The 17269-nt window shown below is 59.8% G+C and carries 13 protein-coding genes and 1 pseudogene; 4 read left to right on the forward strand and 10 right to left on the reverse strand.

The genetic code is table 11. The features are described 5' to 3' along the window. Window positions 1–137: 137 nt before the first annotated feature. From BM364_RS17755 to BM364_RS17780, 6 genes are read right to left on the reverse strand one after another with little or no spacing between them, the layout of a single operon-like run. A complete protein-coding gene (locus BM364_RS17755) occupies window positions 138–2021 on the reverse strand; it encodes an ABC transporter substrate-binding protein (RefSeq protein ID WP_244542939.1) in 1884 nt (627 codons plus the stop codon). A gap of 58 nt (window positions 2022–2079) precedes the next feature. Continuing rightward, entirely contained in the window at window positions 2080–2970 is an 891-nt protein-coding gene (locus BM364_RS17760) for an ABC transporter ATP-binding protein (RefSeq protein ID WP_092427021.1), read from the reverse strand. Then, window positions 2967–3791 carry an ABC transporter ATP-binding protein gene (locus BM364_RS17765; RefSeq protein WP_092427024.1) on the reverse strand — a complete coding sequence of 275 codons (825 nt, stop codon included), beginning with the start codon at window positions 3789–3791 and terminating at the stop codon, window positions 2967–2969. Before BM364_RS17765 ends, BM364_RS17760 begins: the two co-directional genes overlap by 4 nt. Then, on the reverse strand, window positions 3788–4627 hold the full coding sequence (locus BM364_RS17770) for an ABC transporter permease (protein WP_092427027.1): 840 nt from the start codon (window positions 4625–4627) through the stop codon (window positions 3788–3790). The genes BM364_RS17765 and BM364_RS17770 overlap by 4 nt, the downstream gene beginning before the upstream one ends. Window positions 4628–4631: 4 nt before the next feature. Next, the gene (locus BM364_RS17775) at window positions 4632–5630 is read right to left on the reverse strand and encodes an ABC transporter permease (protein WP_092427030.1); all 999 of its coding nucleotides are present in this window, start codon (window positions 5628–5630) and stop codon (window positions 4632–4634) included. 2 nt (window positions 5631–5632) lie between these two features. Further along, a complete protein-coding gene (locus BM364_RS17780) occupies window positions 5633–6748 on the reverse strand; it encodes a glycoside hydrolase family 172 protein (RefSeq protein WP_092427033.1) in 1116 nt (371 codons plus the stop codon). A 359-nt stretch (window positions 6749–7107) separates the two neighbouring features. On the opposite strand from BM364_RS17780, the gene BM364_RS17785 reads away from it, so the two are divergent. Next, window positions 7108–8112, forward strand: a complete 1005-nt coding sequence (locus BM364_RS17785) for a LacI family DNA-binding transcriptional regulator (RefSeq protein ID WP_092427291.1) — start codon at window positions 7108–7110, stop codon at window positions 8110–8112. 432 nt (window positions 8113–8544) lie between these two features. On the opposite strand, the gene BM364_RS17790 is transcribed toward BM364_RS17785, so the two are convergent. Continuing rightward, a complete protein-coding gene (locus BM364_RS17790; protein ID WP_175528662.1) occupies window positions 8545–8988 on the reverse strand; it encodes a DUF305 domain-containing protein in 444 nt (147 codons plus the stop codon). A gap of 133 nt (window positions 8989–9121) precedes the next feature. Between BM364_RS17790 and BM364_RS17795 the strand changes: the two genes are divergently transcribed. The 3 genes from BM364_RS17795 to BM364_RS17805 all read left to right on the forward strand — a co-directional run bounded on the left by BM364_RS17795 (window position 9122) and on the right by BM364_RS17805 (window position 13108). Then, window positions 9122–10306 (forward strand): hypothetical protein, encoded by a 1185-nt coding sequence (locus tag BM364_RS17795; RefSeq protein ID WP_244542940.1) that lies wholly within the window; start codon window positions 9122–9124, stop codon window positions 10304–10306. 139 nt (window positions 10307–10445) lie between these two features. Then, entirely contained in the window at window positions 10446–11801 is a 1356-nt protein-coding gene (gene gdhA / locus BM364_RS17800; protein WP_092427297.1) for an NADP-specific glutamate dehydrogenase, read from the forward strand. A gap of 338 nt (window positions 11802–12139) precedes the next feature. Next, window positions 12140–13108, forward strand: a complete 969-nt coding sequence (locus BM364_RS17805) for a hypothetical protein (protein ID WP_092427039.1) — start codon at window positions 12140–12142, stop codon at window positions 13106–13108. Window positions 13109–13360: 252 nt separating this feature from the next. Here the strand turns inward: BM364_RS17805 and BM364_RS17810 are convergent, their stop codons facing one another. From BM364_RS17810 to BM364_RS18910, 3 genes and pseudogenes are all read right to left on the reverse strand, one after another. Next, on the reverse strand, window positions 13361–15658 hold the full coding sequence (locus tag BM364_RS17810; RefSeq protein WP_092427042.1) for a putative bifunctional diguanylate cyclase/phosphodiesterase: 2298 nt from the start codon (window positions 15656–15658) through the stop codon (window positions 13361–13363). Between the two features lie 27 nt (window positions 15659–15685). Continuing rightward, on the reverse strand, window positions 15686–16351 hold the full coding sequence (locus BM364_RS18700; RefSeq protein WP_244542941.1) for a hypothetical protein: 666 nt from the start codon (window positions 16349–16351) through the stop codon (window positions 15686–15688). Window positions 16352–16682: 331 nt separating this feature from the next. After that, a pseudogene (locus tag BM364_RS18910) lies at window positions 16683–17060 on the reverse strand (FecR domain-containing protein); the annotation flags it as partial. Between the last annotated feature and the right edge of the window lie 209 nt (window positions 17061–17269).

Consider the following 17269-nt stretch of genomic DNA (forward strand, 5'->3'; position numbering starts at 1 on the left):
CCAAGCTGTTGGGAAACTCCCAATAGCTGCCGTCACAAGACCGCTCCCTCAGAGCTGTTCTGTGAACTTCTTAAGCGGCCTTTCCAAAAATTCTAGGGAGTCGAAAAGCGGCCGGCGGAACCGGCCGCTTTTATGTCCTACTGCACAGCGACGGGTTCGAGCTGGGCGGCGATGAATTTGAAATTGCTCCACCACCACCACGGGCCCTCGTAGTAATTGTCGGCCGATGGGTAGTTGGTCCAATAGGTCTCGTTTACCGGCACGAATTTGGAGGTGCCGAACATCTCGATTACGGGCAGACCCTCCGCAAGTTCCTTGAGGATCTCCGTGCCAAGCGGCACGATCTGCGGATCATCGGCGGGGATAGCGCGGAGTTCCTCGATCAGCGCACTAAGCTCGTCGTCCACATAGCGCCCCTGGTTCGATGAGGCCGGCGTTCCATTCTCCCGCACATAGTCCTTGTGCCAACCCTCCATCCGCACGAAGAGGTCCGGGGTGATGGCGCAGGAAGACCCCCAATAGGAACCCACTTCATAATCGCCGGTGTTCTCGGCGGTGAAGAAGGCACCTGCCTGCATCTGTTGGACCTGGGTAGGGATGCCGAACTGGCTCCACTCATTGGCCACGGCAAATGCCAGGCGCTGGGACTGCACCTCGAAATCGGCGGGAGCAAGGATATTGATCGTGAACGGCGTGCCGTCTGGTTTTCTCCACTGGCCGCCATCGTTGGAGAAGCCGACATCGAGCAGCAGCTTTGTCGCCTGCTCCGGGTCATGCTTCCACCAACCGACACCCAAAAGTTCGCGCAGGGCTTCGGGGTCTTCGGGTATGTTTTCCACGCCTTCCGAGCGGAGCCGTTCACCAAGACGTAGAGCATAGTCCGGATCGAATGGCTGGTAGCCATCCTCGAGTGCAAATTCGCTCAGCCACTCGGCCATGGGCTGATGATAGGCATCCATGAGCACCGTGGTGGGTGGAATGGCGAGGGGCGAAGCCCTCATCATGCCCGAGAAAGTGGCGATGCTGGCCTGCTCGGCGTTGATGGCGAGCGCCAGCGCCCAGCGCGTCCGCGCGTCGTCATAGGGCGCCCTGGAGGTGTTGAAATGCATGCCGCGCTGACACGGATCATCGAGATTTGCATAGGGGAAATCGGTGAACCAGCCACGGATCCTGTCGTTCTGATTGCGCAGGATCTCGAGACTTTCCGGCGAGATATCGGTGAGGATGTCGATCTCGTTTGAGGCCATGGCCAAGACGCGGCGTTCCTCGGTGCCATAGCTGCGGAACAGCACATATTGCGGCTTGGGCTCGCCTACAATCTGACCAACATCGGAATTTTGCCAATCCTCGCGCTTCTCCCAAAGAAACCAGGTGCCGTTCGGATCGTGGTCCTTATACTTATAGGCGCTTATGCTGACCGGCGGGAAATTGGGAAAGGTTGCGGGGTCCTCTCCCTCCCAGACATGCTGGGGCACGATGTGGAAGGGATTGCCGTAGATCACGGAGCCGAGGACGATTGCGAGGCGTGGCGTCGGCTTGGTGGTGGTAATCTCGACGGTGTGGTCGTCCACCTTGGTCATCGAGGCAATCTGGGCCGTATAGGCAGCGCTATAGCCGAGCGTCGGCGTGTTGCGCAGCATCTGGTCGGTGAAGATGACATCGTCGGCTGTAAAAGCCTCGCCATCGCTCCAGGTCAGCCCCTGCCGCAGCGGCACGGTGAAGACGGTGAAGTCCTCGTTGGCCATGGGCATTTCGGCCGCAAGGTCAGGGATCTGCGATCCTGCGGCCGTGTCGATGTCATAAAGCAGGGCCCCAGCCATCTGGTGATAGCCGTGATTGATGGTCACACCCTGCTGATACATGTTCATATTGGTCGGATTACCGACCCGGGCATTGAGCATGTCGACGACAAGCGTTTCGGCACGCGGCGTGCCGACATCGGTCATCTCCTGTGCCCATGCGGACGTCGTGGCGCCGGACAGGATGGTGCCGCCCATGAGGGCGGCGAGTCCGAGCGCCATCAGGGCCCTTTGTGGACGGTGAACTTGGATTGGTGACATAAATGTTCCTCCGTTTGCTTCAGGCATTGGCCGGCGGCTGGTTTGAGCCAGTCTGTTGCCGGGATGAATGGGTTGGATAGGTTCGGCCGATGTCCTCGAGCTCGCTCCAGCGCTCCCCGACCGTCGGGATCGCGGCCATCAATTCGCGCGTATAGGCCTCGGTCGGATTGTCGAGGATGTCAGTGGGCACGCCGCTCTCGACCACACGCCCACGGTTCATGATCGCCACCTGGTCCGAGAGGTAATAGGCAGTGGACAGGTCGTGCGTGATATAGATGAACGACACGCCCTGCTCTTCGACTATGGTGCGGAAGAGATTGACGATGGACATCCTCAGGCTCGCATCCACCATCGAAACCGGTTCGTCGGCGACGATCAGTTTCGGTTGCGGGATGAGCGCGCGGGCGACGCTGATGCGCTGCAATTCACCGCCGGAAAACTGGCGGATATATTTGCCGCGAATGCGCTCGAGGCTGAGATTGACCGAACGCAGCGCCCGGTCGGCGAGCTGATTGGCCTCCTCGACCGTCTTCGCTACCCTAAGATTGAGCGCGGTGCGCCGGAGATAATCCTCGATCGGCAGATAAGCGCTAAAGGCTTCGAAGGGGTTCTGGAAGATCGGCTGCACCAGCCGGCGGAATTCGAGATCATTGATCCGTCCCTCCTTGCCGGTCAGGGGCCGACCGAGAAGGCGGATATCGCCTTCGCTCGGCTCCACCAGCCGCAGCACCATGCGCGCCAGCGTCGTCTTGCCTGAGCCGGATTCCCCGACAATGGAAAAGACCTGGGGCTTCGCCGGCAGGGTGAACGACACCTCGTCAACCGCCTTGAAGTGCGTGCCGCCGAAGAACCCGCCCTTGCGATAGGACCGGCTGACATTGCGGACTTCGAGAATGGGAGCGTCGCTCATGCGCCCGCTCCCACTCGATCGACCGCCCGCTGGCCGTGGAGGCGCGGCAGCGAGGCGATGAGATTGCGCGTATAGTCGTGCTGGGGATTGGCGAAGATATCGGCCGTCCGACCGGCTTCGACGATCTTACCCTTGTACATGATCACCAGCCTATCGGTGATCTGGTAGTGGACGCCGAGATCGTGGCTGACCAGCACCAGCGTATTCTGCAGTCGCCGCTGGATTTCGACCATCATGAGCAGGATCTTCTTTTGCACCACCACGTCGAGCGCCGTGGTCGGCTCGTCAGCGAGGATGAGACGTGGATTGACGAAGGCGGCGATGGCCACCAGCACGCGCTGCCGCATTCCGCCCGAAAGCTGGTGCGGATAGGCATCGAGCACGTTTTCCTCGAGCCCGAACCCGGCAAGGAACTTGGCGATGCGCGCCCGCAGGTCCTTCCGGCTGCCACCGCGTTCGCGCTTGGGCAGCCCATCGACGACCTGCTGCTCGATTTTCATCAGCGGGTTCAGCACGCTCATCGAGCCCTGCGGGATATAGCTGATCTGGTCCCACCAAAGGTCGCGGAACTGGCTTGATGGCTTTTCAATCGTCTGGTCGCTGGCGGCGTCCGTGAAGCGGCCGGCGATGGTGCCGGACTTGATGCCGAGGCCGGTGGAAAAGTCGCCGTAGATAGCCCGCATCAAAGTGGACTTGCCTGAGCCCGATTCCCCTGCAATGCCGACGATCTCGTTGTCCCCGATGGTGAGGCTGACCTGATCGACCGCGGTTATGAAGCCGACTGTGCCATAGCCGACAGTGACGTTGTCGATGCTAATCATACGCTCATCCTCCGGGCAGCGGACTTCATGGAAAGACCTGAGGAGACGAGGAAAAGGCCGATGAACAGGACGACTATGGCGATGACCGGTGAACCGATCCACACATACTTGCCGCCCAGAAGTGCCTGATAGTTGATGGCCCAATAGATCATGGTGCCAAGCGTTGCCTGCTGCGCGCTCGAAAGGCCGATCACCGCCAAAGCGCTCTCGGTCGAAATGCCAACCAGGACGGTGTTGATAAAATTGGCTGCCGACCAACCGGCGATATAGGGGAAGATGTGGCGCACGAGAATACGCGTGCTCGACTCCCCCGAGAACCAGGCGACATTGATGAATTCGCGCTCACGCATGGTGAGCGCCACCGCACGCACCTGCCGTGCGGGATAGGGCCAGTTGAAGACAACGAGAAGCAGGCCCACGATCGGCAAGGCCAGTTGGCCGCCAAACAAAGCTGCCATCAGGATCAGGATCGGCAAGGTCGGGATGCACAGCAAGGCATCCATGAAGAAGCTCAGAACCCGATCAAGCCACCCCCCGGCATAGCCGGCAGCAAGGCCGAGAAATACACCGATGATAGTAGAAAGACCGGCGACGATCAGCCCGAGGATGATGGAATTGCGCAGGGCATAGGCGAGGAGCCAGAAGACATCCTGACCCAGACTTGTCGTACCGAGCCAGTGGGCGGCGCTGGGATTCTGATTGCGGGGGGCAGAATACCAGACGAGCGGATCTCCGGGAGCTAGCCAGGGCAGGATGCCGCCGAGCACGACGCAGACTGCCAGCAGCAAGAGGCCGAGATAGAGCCGGAACGGCGCATGAGTGAAAAAGCTGCGCATCGGTCTACCTGTGCCGGATACGAGGATCGAGAAGGGGGTAGATGAGATCGATGATCATGGTCGCAGTGGCGACAGCGATGACCGAAAGGCTGATCGTTCCCATCAGGAGATTGAAGTCGCCCTGGAGCACTGCTGTATAGATAAGCAGACCAAGACCGGGATAATCGAAGAGGATTTCGGTGATCAGCGAGCCGTTGAACATCAGCCCGATCTGGAGGGCGAGAAAGGTGATCTGCGGCAGGATGGCATTGGGCAGGATATAGCGGGTGAGGATTCGCCCATCGCTCAGCCCCTTGAGGCGCGCATAGCGGGAGAACTCCTCTTCTTTAAGGGCCGTGGTCTGGGCCTTGACGCTGATCACCCACCAGCCAAACACCACGATTACGATGGACATGGCCGGCAGAAACGAGTTCCAGACGATGCTGGTGACAAGCTCCCAGCTCCAGGGCGCGCCGCGGATGGTGGTGGTGAGCGGAAAAATCTTCCAGACGTAGGAAAAGAGGATCGAGAGCACGAGCGCGAGGATGTAATAGGGGATTGGATAAAGGCAGATGGCGATGCCTTCCATTACCCTCGAGCTATTGGCATTGGGCCGCCAGCCTGAGAGCAGGCCAACGAAATTGCCGAGGACCCAGGCAATCAACGTCGAGCTGAGCAACAGTCCGAAGGTCCAAGGCAGCGCATTCCAGATGAGCTCCATGACCGGAGTTGGGTACATGGAGAGCGATGGCCCGAAGTCGGCGCTGAATATGATGCGGTTGACGAAGGCGCCGTATTGTTCCCAGAGCGATCCGCCGAGGCCGAAGGTATCGATGAGCGACTGACGCAGCGTGTCGACCTGAGCGGGGTCCATATAGGCTCCCTGCGAGGCAACCTTGGCCAGCATGGCTTCCACCGGATCCGTGGGACCGAGACGTGGAACGAAAAACAGCACAGTAAGCGCGAAGATGATCACGAGCCCGTAGACCACCAATCGCCCGGCAATGTAGCGGAGCAAAGGCATGCTCAGATGACCTCGAGATAGTCGCGGTCGGGCAGGTGCGAGAACGGCGCCGTGGGCAGGGTCTGGTACCAGAAGGCGACCGAGGCGATGTCATCCTGCAACGGCAGGTAGCGCCGATCCTTCTTTTCCGTACGCCAGCCGAGGGCCTGGATGGTCACGCGCAGGTCGCTATCGAAGCGGATCGGGTCGTGGACATGCCAGCGATACATGCCGAAGCGCGTCTGGCTCTGATAGGTACCGTCGGGCCTAAGCACCTGCGGCAGCCCGGCATAGGGCGTGGTAAATTCGCGATAGCGGCTGTCCATGGTGGCATCGACGACGCCGCCGTCAAAGTTATAGGCGCCGCAAAAATAGTCCTCTGTGCCGGTGCCGCAGATGGTTGGGAATTGCTTGTCCCCATCCATGAAAAATTTGATCTCGCCCTCGCCCCACCAGCCGGCATTGTTGACGCCCCAAGCCATGTAGGTGCCCACATATTGACCCTGCCCGCTCACGCCATCGAGGATGGTGTAGTCCTCCTTGAACGGCAGCGGATTAGTGCGACGGAACTGGGCGTGAAAATAGGCCGCATCCTCGGGCACATGTGCCAGCGCGTAATTGATCTGGTAGTAGATGATGCCGAAATCGTCGGGATCGCGGTTTTCGATGGTGATGCGGGCGCGCCTCCTGAACGGCATCTGCCAATAGCAATTGAAGGCGCGGCCCGGATTGACGCAGACGGCAAGCGAGGTCACTTGCGCGAAGCGGTTCCAGCCGGAGCAGAAGAAGTCGCCCACCGGCGCCTCCACCGAAGGATGCTCCTGATCGTCCCAATAGATGCGCAGGATCAGGTCGCGCCAGCGCAGATTGGCCGTGGTCAGCCAGATCTGCTGGATGGCACCCGGACCCTCGATATCAGCCAGAACGCGGGTTTCATTGGCTTCGATACGGATGGACGGCGACACCTTCCAGCCCTGGCCGAGACCGCGGGCGCAATCGGCGCCAGTTCCCTCGGTGGCCATGCCGCCCCTGCCCTTTTCACCGGTGAAATTCTCCGGTGAAATGGAGCGGGTCTTAGCTTGTGACAGGCGATAAAGGTTGCCCAGATTGACGTCGAGGCCGGAAAAGGTAGCGTTCATGTGGTATTCCGCAGCGTTGAGGCAGCAACCATCCGGTCGCGCGCCAATGGGCGCTCGTTGCGATGGCTGGATGAAGCAAAGGCGTGACTACGCAGCGCCGCACGGCGACTGCGAGAAACAATTGCGATGAAATAGAAGACGGCGCCCGAAGCCTTAAGTGACAGAGTCGAAGTGCAGCATCGATGTCCTCCCGATGGCCGAATGGACTGCCGGCTTCTTGTCCGTGCTAACCCATTCCCATCCCGTCGACAGCGTCTGGCCGCTATCCGACACGGTCACCATAACAAGCAATTTCCCTTTTGCAAATGCATTCACAAATCAATTTGCAAATCGATTTTGCCAATGATAGCGATCCCCTCATGACAACGATTTCCAAGGTTGCTGAACGCGCCGGCGTCTCCCGCACCACCGTTTCGCATGTGCTCAATCACGCCGACCGCGTTTCCGAGCACCTGCGCGCCCGCGTCCTCGCGGCGATCGACGAGATGGGTTATGTCCCCAATCCCCAGGCGCAGAGCCTACGCACTGGCCGCACCAATATCGTGGCCTTGCTCATCCCCGATATTCGCAACCCCTTCTACCCCGAACTGGTGAAGACGGCACAGTCGGACCTCGAGGCCATAGGGCTCGACACGATGATCTTCAACTCGGACGTGCCTGGCGGGCACCCACAGAACCATAATCGCGAATATCTGCGTCAGATCAGAAACAAGCGGGTCGACGGGCTCATTGTCGGCGACTTCGCGCTTCACCGCATGCACGACGAACTGCTCAAGCTCGACATACCGACGGTCTTCATTGGCGACCTGCCCAACCAGGCGGTCGACAGCGTCAAGATCGACGATTTCGGCGGCGGCTATGCGATGGGGAAACTGCTTGCCGCGAAGGGCCATCGCCGCGTCGCCCACGTTACCGGCCCTGCCCATTTCGCCGAAGCCATGGCCCGCGCGGATGGTCTCGAAAAGGGCCTTGCCGACAGTGGCGCCCCCCCTTTTGCCGATCTGCGATACGAGGGCACCTATCTTGCTCCCTCAGGCGAAGAGGCAGTCGATTGGTTGGTGAAAAATCACAAGGGCGACATGCCCAGCGCCATTTTCTTCGCCAATTATCTGATGGCGATGGCGGGATTGGCGCGCCTCCACGACCACAAGATCCGCGTGCCCGATGACATCGCCGTCGCCGCCTTCGGCGACCAACCGGAAATGCGCTATGTCCGGCCCACCTTGACGCGGGTTGGGGTTGCCCCCTCCGCGCTCGCACATCGCGCCGTAGCAATGCTGATTGAGCGATTGAACGGCGTGTACACCGGCGACAGCAGAGCCGAAATCCTACAATGTGTGGTGAAGGAATACTCTAGCGCTTGAGTAGGCGGCCCCATCCCGCCGTCAATTAAACCCATCTCGCGGACCAGCGACAAGGCAACAGTCGCGCGTGTTCCGCATCGCGCCCCATTCCGGCCGTTTGAGTGGGCATTTCGGTTTGCCGAAAGCGGTCGTGCTGCTTGGTGTCTCGCCCGCACCAAGATATGAGATGGTTACCGCCGAGCCAGTCACCTCTGGTTCATCCATAGAACAGACGACAGCGGACCTTCACGATAGAACCCAAGAGCGTTTTACACCGCTGCAAACGCGAAGTTCTAAATCGGCAGTGCCAATGGCAAGCGGACATTCGACAACCTGGAACGTCGGCCCGAAAGCGTACTGTGCTGTGGAAGCAGAGCAGCCAGCGTTCTCCAGCAGCTTGCGGTCCAGGCCGCTTCCGAGGCGTTAGAGCAAAATCCCACACTCCTGCTCCAGCTAGTTGCTGGCTCGAGCTAGCCAGGCCTGCATTTCCGCGATCTCGACCTGCTGCGTCGCAATAATTTCCTGCGCAAACATGAGTATCCAAGGGTCATTGGAGTACTGCTGGGCAACTTGCGCCATCGCTACGGCGCCCTGGTGATGTGGGATCATAGAGCAGACGAACGCGGTCTGGAAGTCTGCCGCCGTCATACCGCGCATCATCTCGGAATGCATGGGCTCCATTGTCTGCAGCAGCGCGGCGTGCCCCGCGTCGGCATTGCCTGCCATCATGTCGATGTGCTCCTGCATCGACATGCCTCCATGGTTCGCCTGCGCGTCGCCGCAGATGTCGGGCAACGGCAGGGTAGCGGCGAGGCTGGCGGGCTGATCCTGGACCACAAGCGCTCCGACAAAAGCGGCACCGAGCACGGCAGCCGCGCCCCACTGCACATAATTCATCTTGATCCTCTTTCTTGATGGCCCAACCATGCGCCAAAGAAATCGTGCGGCGCTTGATCCAGGTCAAACCTGCAACGGTGATGGATGTTTATGTGCCGTCATCTGCAGGGATGCAGCAGTGATGGAGCTTAAAGTGATTACCGATAGAATTGGCGTGGCAGAAAACGGATTGAGGCGGCGCCTTGGCCGCATCGCGGTCGGTGCTCCTGTCGTGTCCGTGGTCGCGGCACTGCTGGCGGCGACACCTGCCCATGCCCACGTCAAGTGGTTCGCGCCTTACGTCGTGGGCGCGGCTCCAGCCCCCATCGCCGACACTCTGTCGAACGGATGGTTCTGGACCGGTATCGTTCTGGTGCTCGCATTTTTTGCGGCAACAGTCCTGGTCGAGCGCAGCACCGCCGGTCCCGCAATCGGCGCGTCGCTTGATCGGCTGACCGGTGCAATCTGGGCGCGCAATGATGACTTCATGCGGGCGATCATCGGCGCCTTCTTCGTGGCAATCTTTGCCGTTGGCGGCGTGTACCTCACGCCAGACCTGCAAACGCCCAACGAATGGGTTTCGTGGCTGCAATTGCTGATCGCCTTGCTGGTGTTCTCGCGCCGGACGATGCCGCTGGCCGCTGCCGGTATCATTGGCCTGTGGGTCATCGCGCTACGCGACTACGACTTCTTCCACCTTCTCGACTACCTGGCGCTGGGCGTCGGTGTCGCTGGCTACCTGGCCCTCGCCTCGAATCCGGAGAGCAAGTTCTACCAGCATCGTTTCGCGTTGCTTCGCTGGGGTGTCGCCATCGCCCTGATGTGGTCGAGCCTTGAAAAATTCGCCTATGCCGAGTGGTTCTATCCGCTGGTCGAGGAACGTCCTTTCCTCACCTTCGGCATGCCCCGGGACGTTTTCATCCCGATGGCAGGCGTCGCCGAGTTCACGATGGGCTTCGGTCTTCTCTGGACTGCCCTGATCCGTCGCCTGTCGGCTGTGGCGTTGATCGTCATCTTTACGGCTGCGGTTTATCCGTTCGGTCGCATCGACCTGGTCGGCCACGCCTTGATCATGGGAACGCTGTTCCTGATCGCTGCCGATCCGACGACCTCGGGGCTGAAGCTGAAGGGCACGGCGCCCGCTCTCGGCAGCGTCCCAGCCGGATTGGTGGCCGCACTGGTCATCATCGCCGGTAGCTACTGGACCTTGCACGGCGCCTTCTATGACTACGAGACCGACCGAGCCGTGCCCGTTGCGCCCAGTGGCGAACTGCTGACCCATGTTCCCAATGCCGAGCACCCGCACGGCATGACGGTGCCCGACGCCCAGGTGCAATGAAGCTGCCTCGATCCTGCTCCGGCAGGGTCGAGCCTTTATTTCTATCCGCCGACCATTTGGGCAGACTGCCTTTTTCTTGTTCAAATCGGCCCCGCCTCGTCGTATGCACCTGCACAGCAATTGGGCCGAGGGTGGCGATATGATCGACGACAAGCTTCAAACGATTTTCGACCAGGTTCTTCACCGCAATCAGGGTGAACCCGAATTCCACCAAGCCGTAAGAGAAGTTCTGGAGAGCCTTGGACGTGTTGTTGCAAAGCGGCCGGAATATCTCGACCAAGCCTTAATCGAGCGGATTTGCGAACCTGAACGCCAGATAATTTTCCGGGTGCCCTGGGTCGACGACAAGGGGCAGGTCCAGATCAATCGCGGCTTCCGCGTGCAATTCAACTCAGCCCTCGGACCCTACAAGGGCGGCATCCGTTTTCATCCTTCCGTCAATATCGGGATCATTAAGTTCCTCGGCTTCGAACAGACATTCAAGAATGCCCTGACCGGCATGCCCATCGGCGGCGGCAAAGGTGGATCCGATTTCGATCCACGCGGGCGCTCGGATGGCGAGGTGATGCGGTTCTGCCAGTCATTCATGACCGAACTTCATCGGCACATCGGTGAATACACCGACGTGCCGGCTGGGGACATCGGTGTGGGAGGCCGCGAGATCGGCTTCATGTTCGGTCAGTACAAGCGTCTCACCAACCGCTACGAGGCTGGCGTACTAACCGGAAAGGCCCTGTTCTATGGCGGTTCCCGCGCCCGAACCGAAGCAACCGGATATGGCAACACCTACTTCGTGCAGTCGATGTTAGAGACGCGGAACGACAGCTTCGAAGGCAAGAAGGTCGTCGTTTCCGGCTCCGGCAATGTGGCAATCTACAGCGTCGAAAAGGTTCAGTCGTTCGGCGGAACCGTAATCGCTGTTTCCGACAGTTCCGGATACATCGTTGACAAAGGCGGCATAGACCTTGGGCTATTGAAGCAGGTTAAGGAGGTGCGCCGTGGCCGCATATCGGAATACGTCGACCTCAAGGGCGCCAGCCACGGCACATACTTCATCAAGGCGCGGGATGGCTCGATCTGGGATGTGCCATGTGATGTGGCCATGCCCTCCGCCACACAGAATGAGCTTACGGGACAAGACGCCAAAGCCCTGATCGCCAACAAGGTCATGGCGGTGGGTGAAGGCGCCAATATGCCCTCTACCCCCGAGGCGGTCCGCCTCTTCCAAGAAGCGGGCGTAATGTTTGCACCCGGCAAGGCGGCCAATGCGGGCGGCGTTGCCACCTCGGCGCTGGAAATGCAGCAGAACGCATCGCGAGACAGTTGGACTTTTGAGCAGACCGAAGCGCGGCTGGCTCAGATCATGCGCACCATCCATGACAACTGTGCGAGAACGGCAGAGGAATACGGGGCGCCTGGCAATTATGTGCTTGGGGCGAACATCGCGGGGTTCGTGACAGTCGCCGAGTCGATGCGCGCCTTAGGCGTGATCTGACCAAGATGCGAGGGTAAACGCTTCCGATGGGTGGAGTTAAACGTGAGCACTCTCTCACCCCTGATGCGAAGCTGCTGCCGAGCGCAAAAAACCACCGCAGAGCTCACTCATATTATGTGACCGGCCAGCCCACCGGTCACCGCAGCTTTGCGCCCCATTCCGGCCGTTCAGGACCCTTCTGAGCTTTCCCAAAAGCTGCCATCCCTTGAAGAAGCGTCGCATGCCAGAAAGGGGTGGGAAGCGGACTGGCAGGTTTTGTCACTCTTTAGACCGCTCCGAACCAGAAGCCGACGCACCTGACAGTTGCGGCCCACTAAGGCGGCAGATACCCATGGGGGATGGAGCACGTTTCTGACGACAAGCTGGAGGAGTTACGGGACGCTGCGGAGGGCCGCCCGCGTCCACGACGTAACCTCCAGTTCGACCCAAAGCAGAGCGCCATCTACGGTGGCGTATCCGGAGCGCGATTAGGGGTGGAGCAGTTTGAGGTGGCAAGCGGGCTGGTTATTCGTGAGACGTTCGCGCACGTAATGGCCCCCTTCATTATGGCCTTTGCCCAGCCCGATTCTCCATCGAAGCCGCACCCAGGTCCGTGGCGTCCCGTATCAGGTGGTGCTGGCTTCGACGTCTGTATCGAGGTGGCGCTGGCCGAAGGCGCATCGCCTGTGGGCTTCGATAGGGTAAATACTATCTGGTGGACCCTGTCCCTATTGCGCCTGATCACCGGCCTTCCGTTGCTCCTGCCGGTGATGTCCGACACTCGGTTTGCCGAGGCTGCGCATACTGTGCATGAACCGCGACTTTGGCCCATCGAGGCATCCAGGCCAAGGCTGGGGCCAAGGGCGTCCGATGATACGATTGGCGGCGAGCAGCTAGCGGCCGTGGCGACACTCTTCGCGCCTGGCGCTGCGCTTATGGACATCGAACATTTTAACCGGGCTTACCAGACTTGGGATCAAGCTCCGTTTGCCCACTCAACCGGCGCGGCGATGGTGATGATATGGGCCGCCCTGGAAACACTGTTCCGACCGGGTCCGAACAACCTGACGAAGCGCTTATCCAAGGCAATAGCTACTCACTTAGAGAAGCCTGGTGGGAAGCGCGAGGCACTCCAGCAGAAGATTGCGACCCTCTATGAGCTTCGCGGCAGCAGCGTGCATAACTCTCAGGAGGCAACGGGAGTAGCGCTCGCTGACAGTGCCAACCTAGCTCGGCGCGCATTCATAGTCTGTATGGCTGAAGGAGCCGCCCCCGACTGCGAAGCCTTGCTTCAGCGATGGTCCACCGAGCACACCCAAAACCAATGAATAAAGCTCATCCGAGGCGGCGGCGAGGCAAATGACCGCTTTGGGCAATAGGCTACCATTGTCGGCATGCACCGCGAATGACCGAAATGGGGTCGACTGCTGCCCAGCGGCTTCGGGGTGGGGAGCGGACTGTCCGGTTTTTTTCCACCATAACGTTTCAGCCGACAGTCAGCTTCGATGATCTCTTAGCCGTTGGCTCCACTGCTAAAGAGGCCCGCAAGCTGCACGACGGCAAAGGTAAACGCTTGCAGCTTAGGCAGCAGTTTTCACCTCGGCTGATGCCGGAAGTGGGCCGGGGCGCCCAAAAAGGTAACCTTGAACAGTGTGGCACCCAAGACCTGCGAAAAAGTCACACTCTGTTTGTGTTTCTACTCCTTCGACGACAATGGACAAATCGAGGCGCGACCCAAGCTGAACGATGGTCTCAGCCACGGCAACTCCGCGTTGCGAGGTGATCTGCCGGACGAACGACATGTCGATTTTCAACTTGTCCACCGGCAGCGCCGCAATGTGGCTCAAGGAAGAATGGCCGGTGCCAAAATCGTCCACGGCGATAGAGACTCCGAGTGCACGAAGATCCGTCAAGGCTTCCAAGATTGAGGCTTCCCCGTCCGCGATGAGACTCTCGGTTACCTCGACATCAAGCCGAAGAGGAGAGAACCCGCTCTGTTGAAGCGCCGAGCGGATCATCTCGACTACGTTCGAGGACGCAAACTGAACAGGAGATACATTGACCGACAAGCGACCTTGCCAACCGTTGGCAACTGCTCTCCTGCAAGCTTCGTGGGCAACCCAGCTCCCAAGTTGAACAATAGCACCATTTTCCTCCGCTATCGGGATGAAACGAGCCGGTGACACGCGCCCAAATTCCGGACTGGTCCAGCGGAGCAAAGCCTCAACACCCGTTGCCGCCCGCGAACTCGTATCCACCTGGAGTTGGAACTCGATATCAAGCTCGTTCCTCTCGATGGCACCTCTCAAGGCTATATCCAATGCGCGACGGTTCTCTAATTCGGTTTCGAAGCCGGAGTTATAGGTGCATCCTTTTTTGTCCTGGCGCGAAGCCATCGCCAGAGCTGTCCGCGCCTCCTGCAATGCATCAGCAGCGGAACGCTTTAGTCGATAGTCAGAGATGCCGTAACGCAGAGAGATGAGGATCAGGTGTCCTTCTACATCGTACGGCCCTTCAAGCCGATGCCAAAGCTGGTGCAGTGCGAGTTCTCCCACCGGTCCGTCTACCGCGACTGCAAAGGTCCGGCTTTCAATCCGTCCGACAGGCCAGTTTCGCTCTTCCATGAGCCGCCGATAGAATTGAACCACCACCTGATCTGCGACTGCAAATCCCAAACTGGCACCGGTGGTCTCCAATGCATCGAGGCGCAGCAGCAGTGTGTTGAACTTGGCGCCGCCGTTCTCCAGCAGCCCTACTCTCGCGCACCAAGCGAACTGAGAAAGTGCTCCCGTCTGCTCGTCATGATGAGCAAGGTACTCCAAACGTTCGTGGTGCAGGCGCAATTCACGCCTTCGCACCGCACGTTCTTCTAACAGCCGGATGACGACAAGGCCTGCGACTACGGAATAAAAGAGGGTTGTGTCGATCTGTATGGCATAGAGAGCAAACAGCAGGTTGGTCGCTAATTCGAGCACAATTGCGGCAGCTATGGACGCGACCAGCGCTGCGCCGAGCTTAAGTCTGGGTACAGCGAGGCTACCGATCATGAACAGAGCACTTAACCCTGCCGCTGGCCATAGACCGAAGTCGGTCAGCGCTCGATTTTGTCTAACGGTCTCAACCGCGCCGATTTGAACGACGGGACCGGGAACAACTCCGAAGCGTGGCACTAGAAGTAGATCGTGCAGTTCCAGGGCGCTCGATCCAATCACGACCTGTCGATTGTCGATGAGGTTAGGGTCGGCAGTGCCATCGAGAACGGCACTCGCGGGAACGCGGACGATCTGCGACATATCGATAGAATAGTCGATATGTACGCTGTCGGGTAAAGTCTTGCCTGGGTTGAAATGACCAGCGATGGACTGAACACGCTCAGAGTCATCTCTCCCAGGTAGAGACCAAACCATCCCAGCTTCCAAGCTATCGACATTGACCAGTGCTGCTTGGGCGAAATCCCCTAAGATTGGTATGGGGTGGTTCCACACCTCAGTTCCGGAGGCATCAAGCTGTCGGAACGTCGCGAGGTAGGCATAGCCGCCAGCTCGGTTTAAGCTTGAAGCGAAGGCATGGTCCTCCGCCGGGCTGCTCAAATTGCTGAAGTCAATGTCAAAGGCGACCTCGTACGCCCCCATGTGCATGAGTTGGTCGAGCAGCCGGCCATGAAGAGATCGGGGCCATGGCCATATGCCCACTTCTGCCAAGCTTGACGCATCGATATCGACGAAAATCACATCACCGCTTGGAGCCCTGTCAGCAGCTCGAAAGCGAAGCTCCCAAAGTTTCGCATCTGCAGGAACCCAGGCTCCTAGAAAAGCCGCTGTCGTCAGCAGAGCGAACAAAGCTGTCAGAATAGTCAAGCGTGAGGTGAAAGCCGACATGCTTTTCCTTCCAACTGGTTAGTAACCTTAGCACATCCTACTTGTCCCTAGCGCCACCGCTGCCGCCACCGTTGCCGCCGCCGTTCCCGCCGCCGTTTCCGCCACCGTTTCCGCCACCGTTTCCGCCGCCGTTTCCGCCACCGTTCCCGCCACCGTTGCCGCCGCCGTTGCCGCCGCCGTTCCCGCCGCCATTGCCGCCGCCGTTGCCGCCGCCATTGCCGCCACCGTTCTCGCCACCGTTCCCGCCACCGTTTCCGCCGCCGTTGCCGCCGCCGTTGCCGCCACCGTTGCCGCCACCGTTTCCTCCCCCGTTGCCGCCGCCGTTCCCGCCACCGTTTCCGCCACCGTTCCCGCCGCCGTTCCCGCCACCGTTTCCGCCACCGTTCCCGCCGCCGTTCCCGCCACCGTTTCCGCCACCGTTGCCGCCACCGTTTCCGCCACCGTTCCCGCCGCCGTTCCCGCCGCCGTTCCCGCCACCGTTCCCGCCACCGTTCCCGCCACCGTTCCCGCCGCCGTTCCCGCCGCCGTTCCCGCCGCCGTTCCCGCCGCCATTGCCGCCGCCGTTGCCGCCACCGTTGCCGCCGCCGTTCCCGCCGCCGCTCCCGCCGCCGTTCCCGCCACCGTTCCCGCCAACGTTCCCGCCGCCGTTCCCGACAACCTTGGCACTGCTATCGTTGCCGTTGTTTCCACCACCAGCGTCGCCTAAGCTCCCACCAGCCGCGTCGGGGCTAACTTCCCGAGGAGAGGTCGTGACACTCAAACGCTCAGCCTGTCCCTCTGCCTCATTGCCAGTTGGCGAGGTGTTGCCGGTTGGGACGTTACCGTCCCTACTGATCAGAACGCCTTCTGAGGTATAGACATGTGCCGGGCCCGCGCCTGCCACTTGCAGGCCAACTTCTGCAGTTACTGCCGCTTCCTGTCCGGGATGGATATTGGCGACCAGGTCGTTGGAACTGTCCTGAACTTGTACGACGCCGCGTTCAACCTCGACATGTGCTCCGGAGCGATCGGATACCACTGTGAATCTGGTTCCCTTGACCACTGCTGCCAGGAATGGCGTCTGCACCGAGAAGTGCTGAACGTTGCGACGCTCGACGTCGACGGACACGACCCCCGTCGACTGGACTATCGAGGTCATGAGTTCCGGGCCTGCATCCCTTATCTGCACCACAGTGTTCGCACCAAGAGAGAAACGGTCCTGCCCACGGGCAAGGTCGATGCGGCTGCCGCTGCCAGTCTGCAGGCGCGTCCCATCGCCTATCTCGAGCCCGACCTTTGCCCGTTGCCAACCCTGAGCAGTTTGGATCGTGACTTCGCCCCGTAAACGCTCGACCATCCATCCAGAGGCCATTGCAGCAGACGAAATCGAGAAGAGCAGAGCTGTCGTAATGATGCGAAACATGGTTCCCCCTTGGCAGAAGATATGTCCTACCAAAGGCCGAAAGGGGCTATACACATATGTTAAAGCGCCCACACAGCGTAGGAACGTGGTGAACTAAAGCTTGTCGTCTGGTCCCACGGTTCATAACCCGCATTTCGCCCCTGTTAAGGGCATCCTGAGGGAGAGGCTGTCTCTGGTCATCAACACGCGATAGAGTTGAAAGGCTTTGT

This window comes from Devosia crocina (assembly GCF_900116545.1).
Taxonomy (GTDB): Bacteria; Pseudomonadota; Alphaproteobacteria; order Rhizobiales; family Devosiaceae; genus Devosia; species Devosia crocina.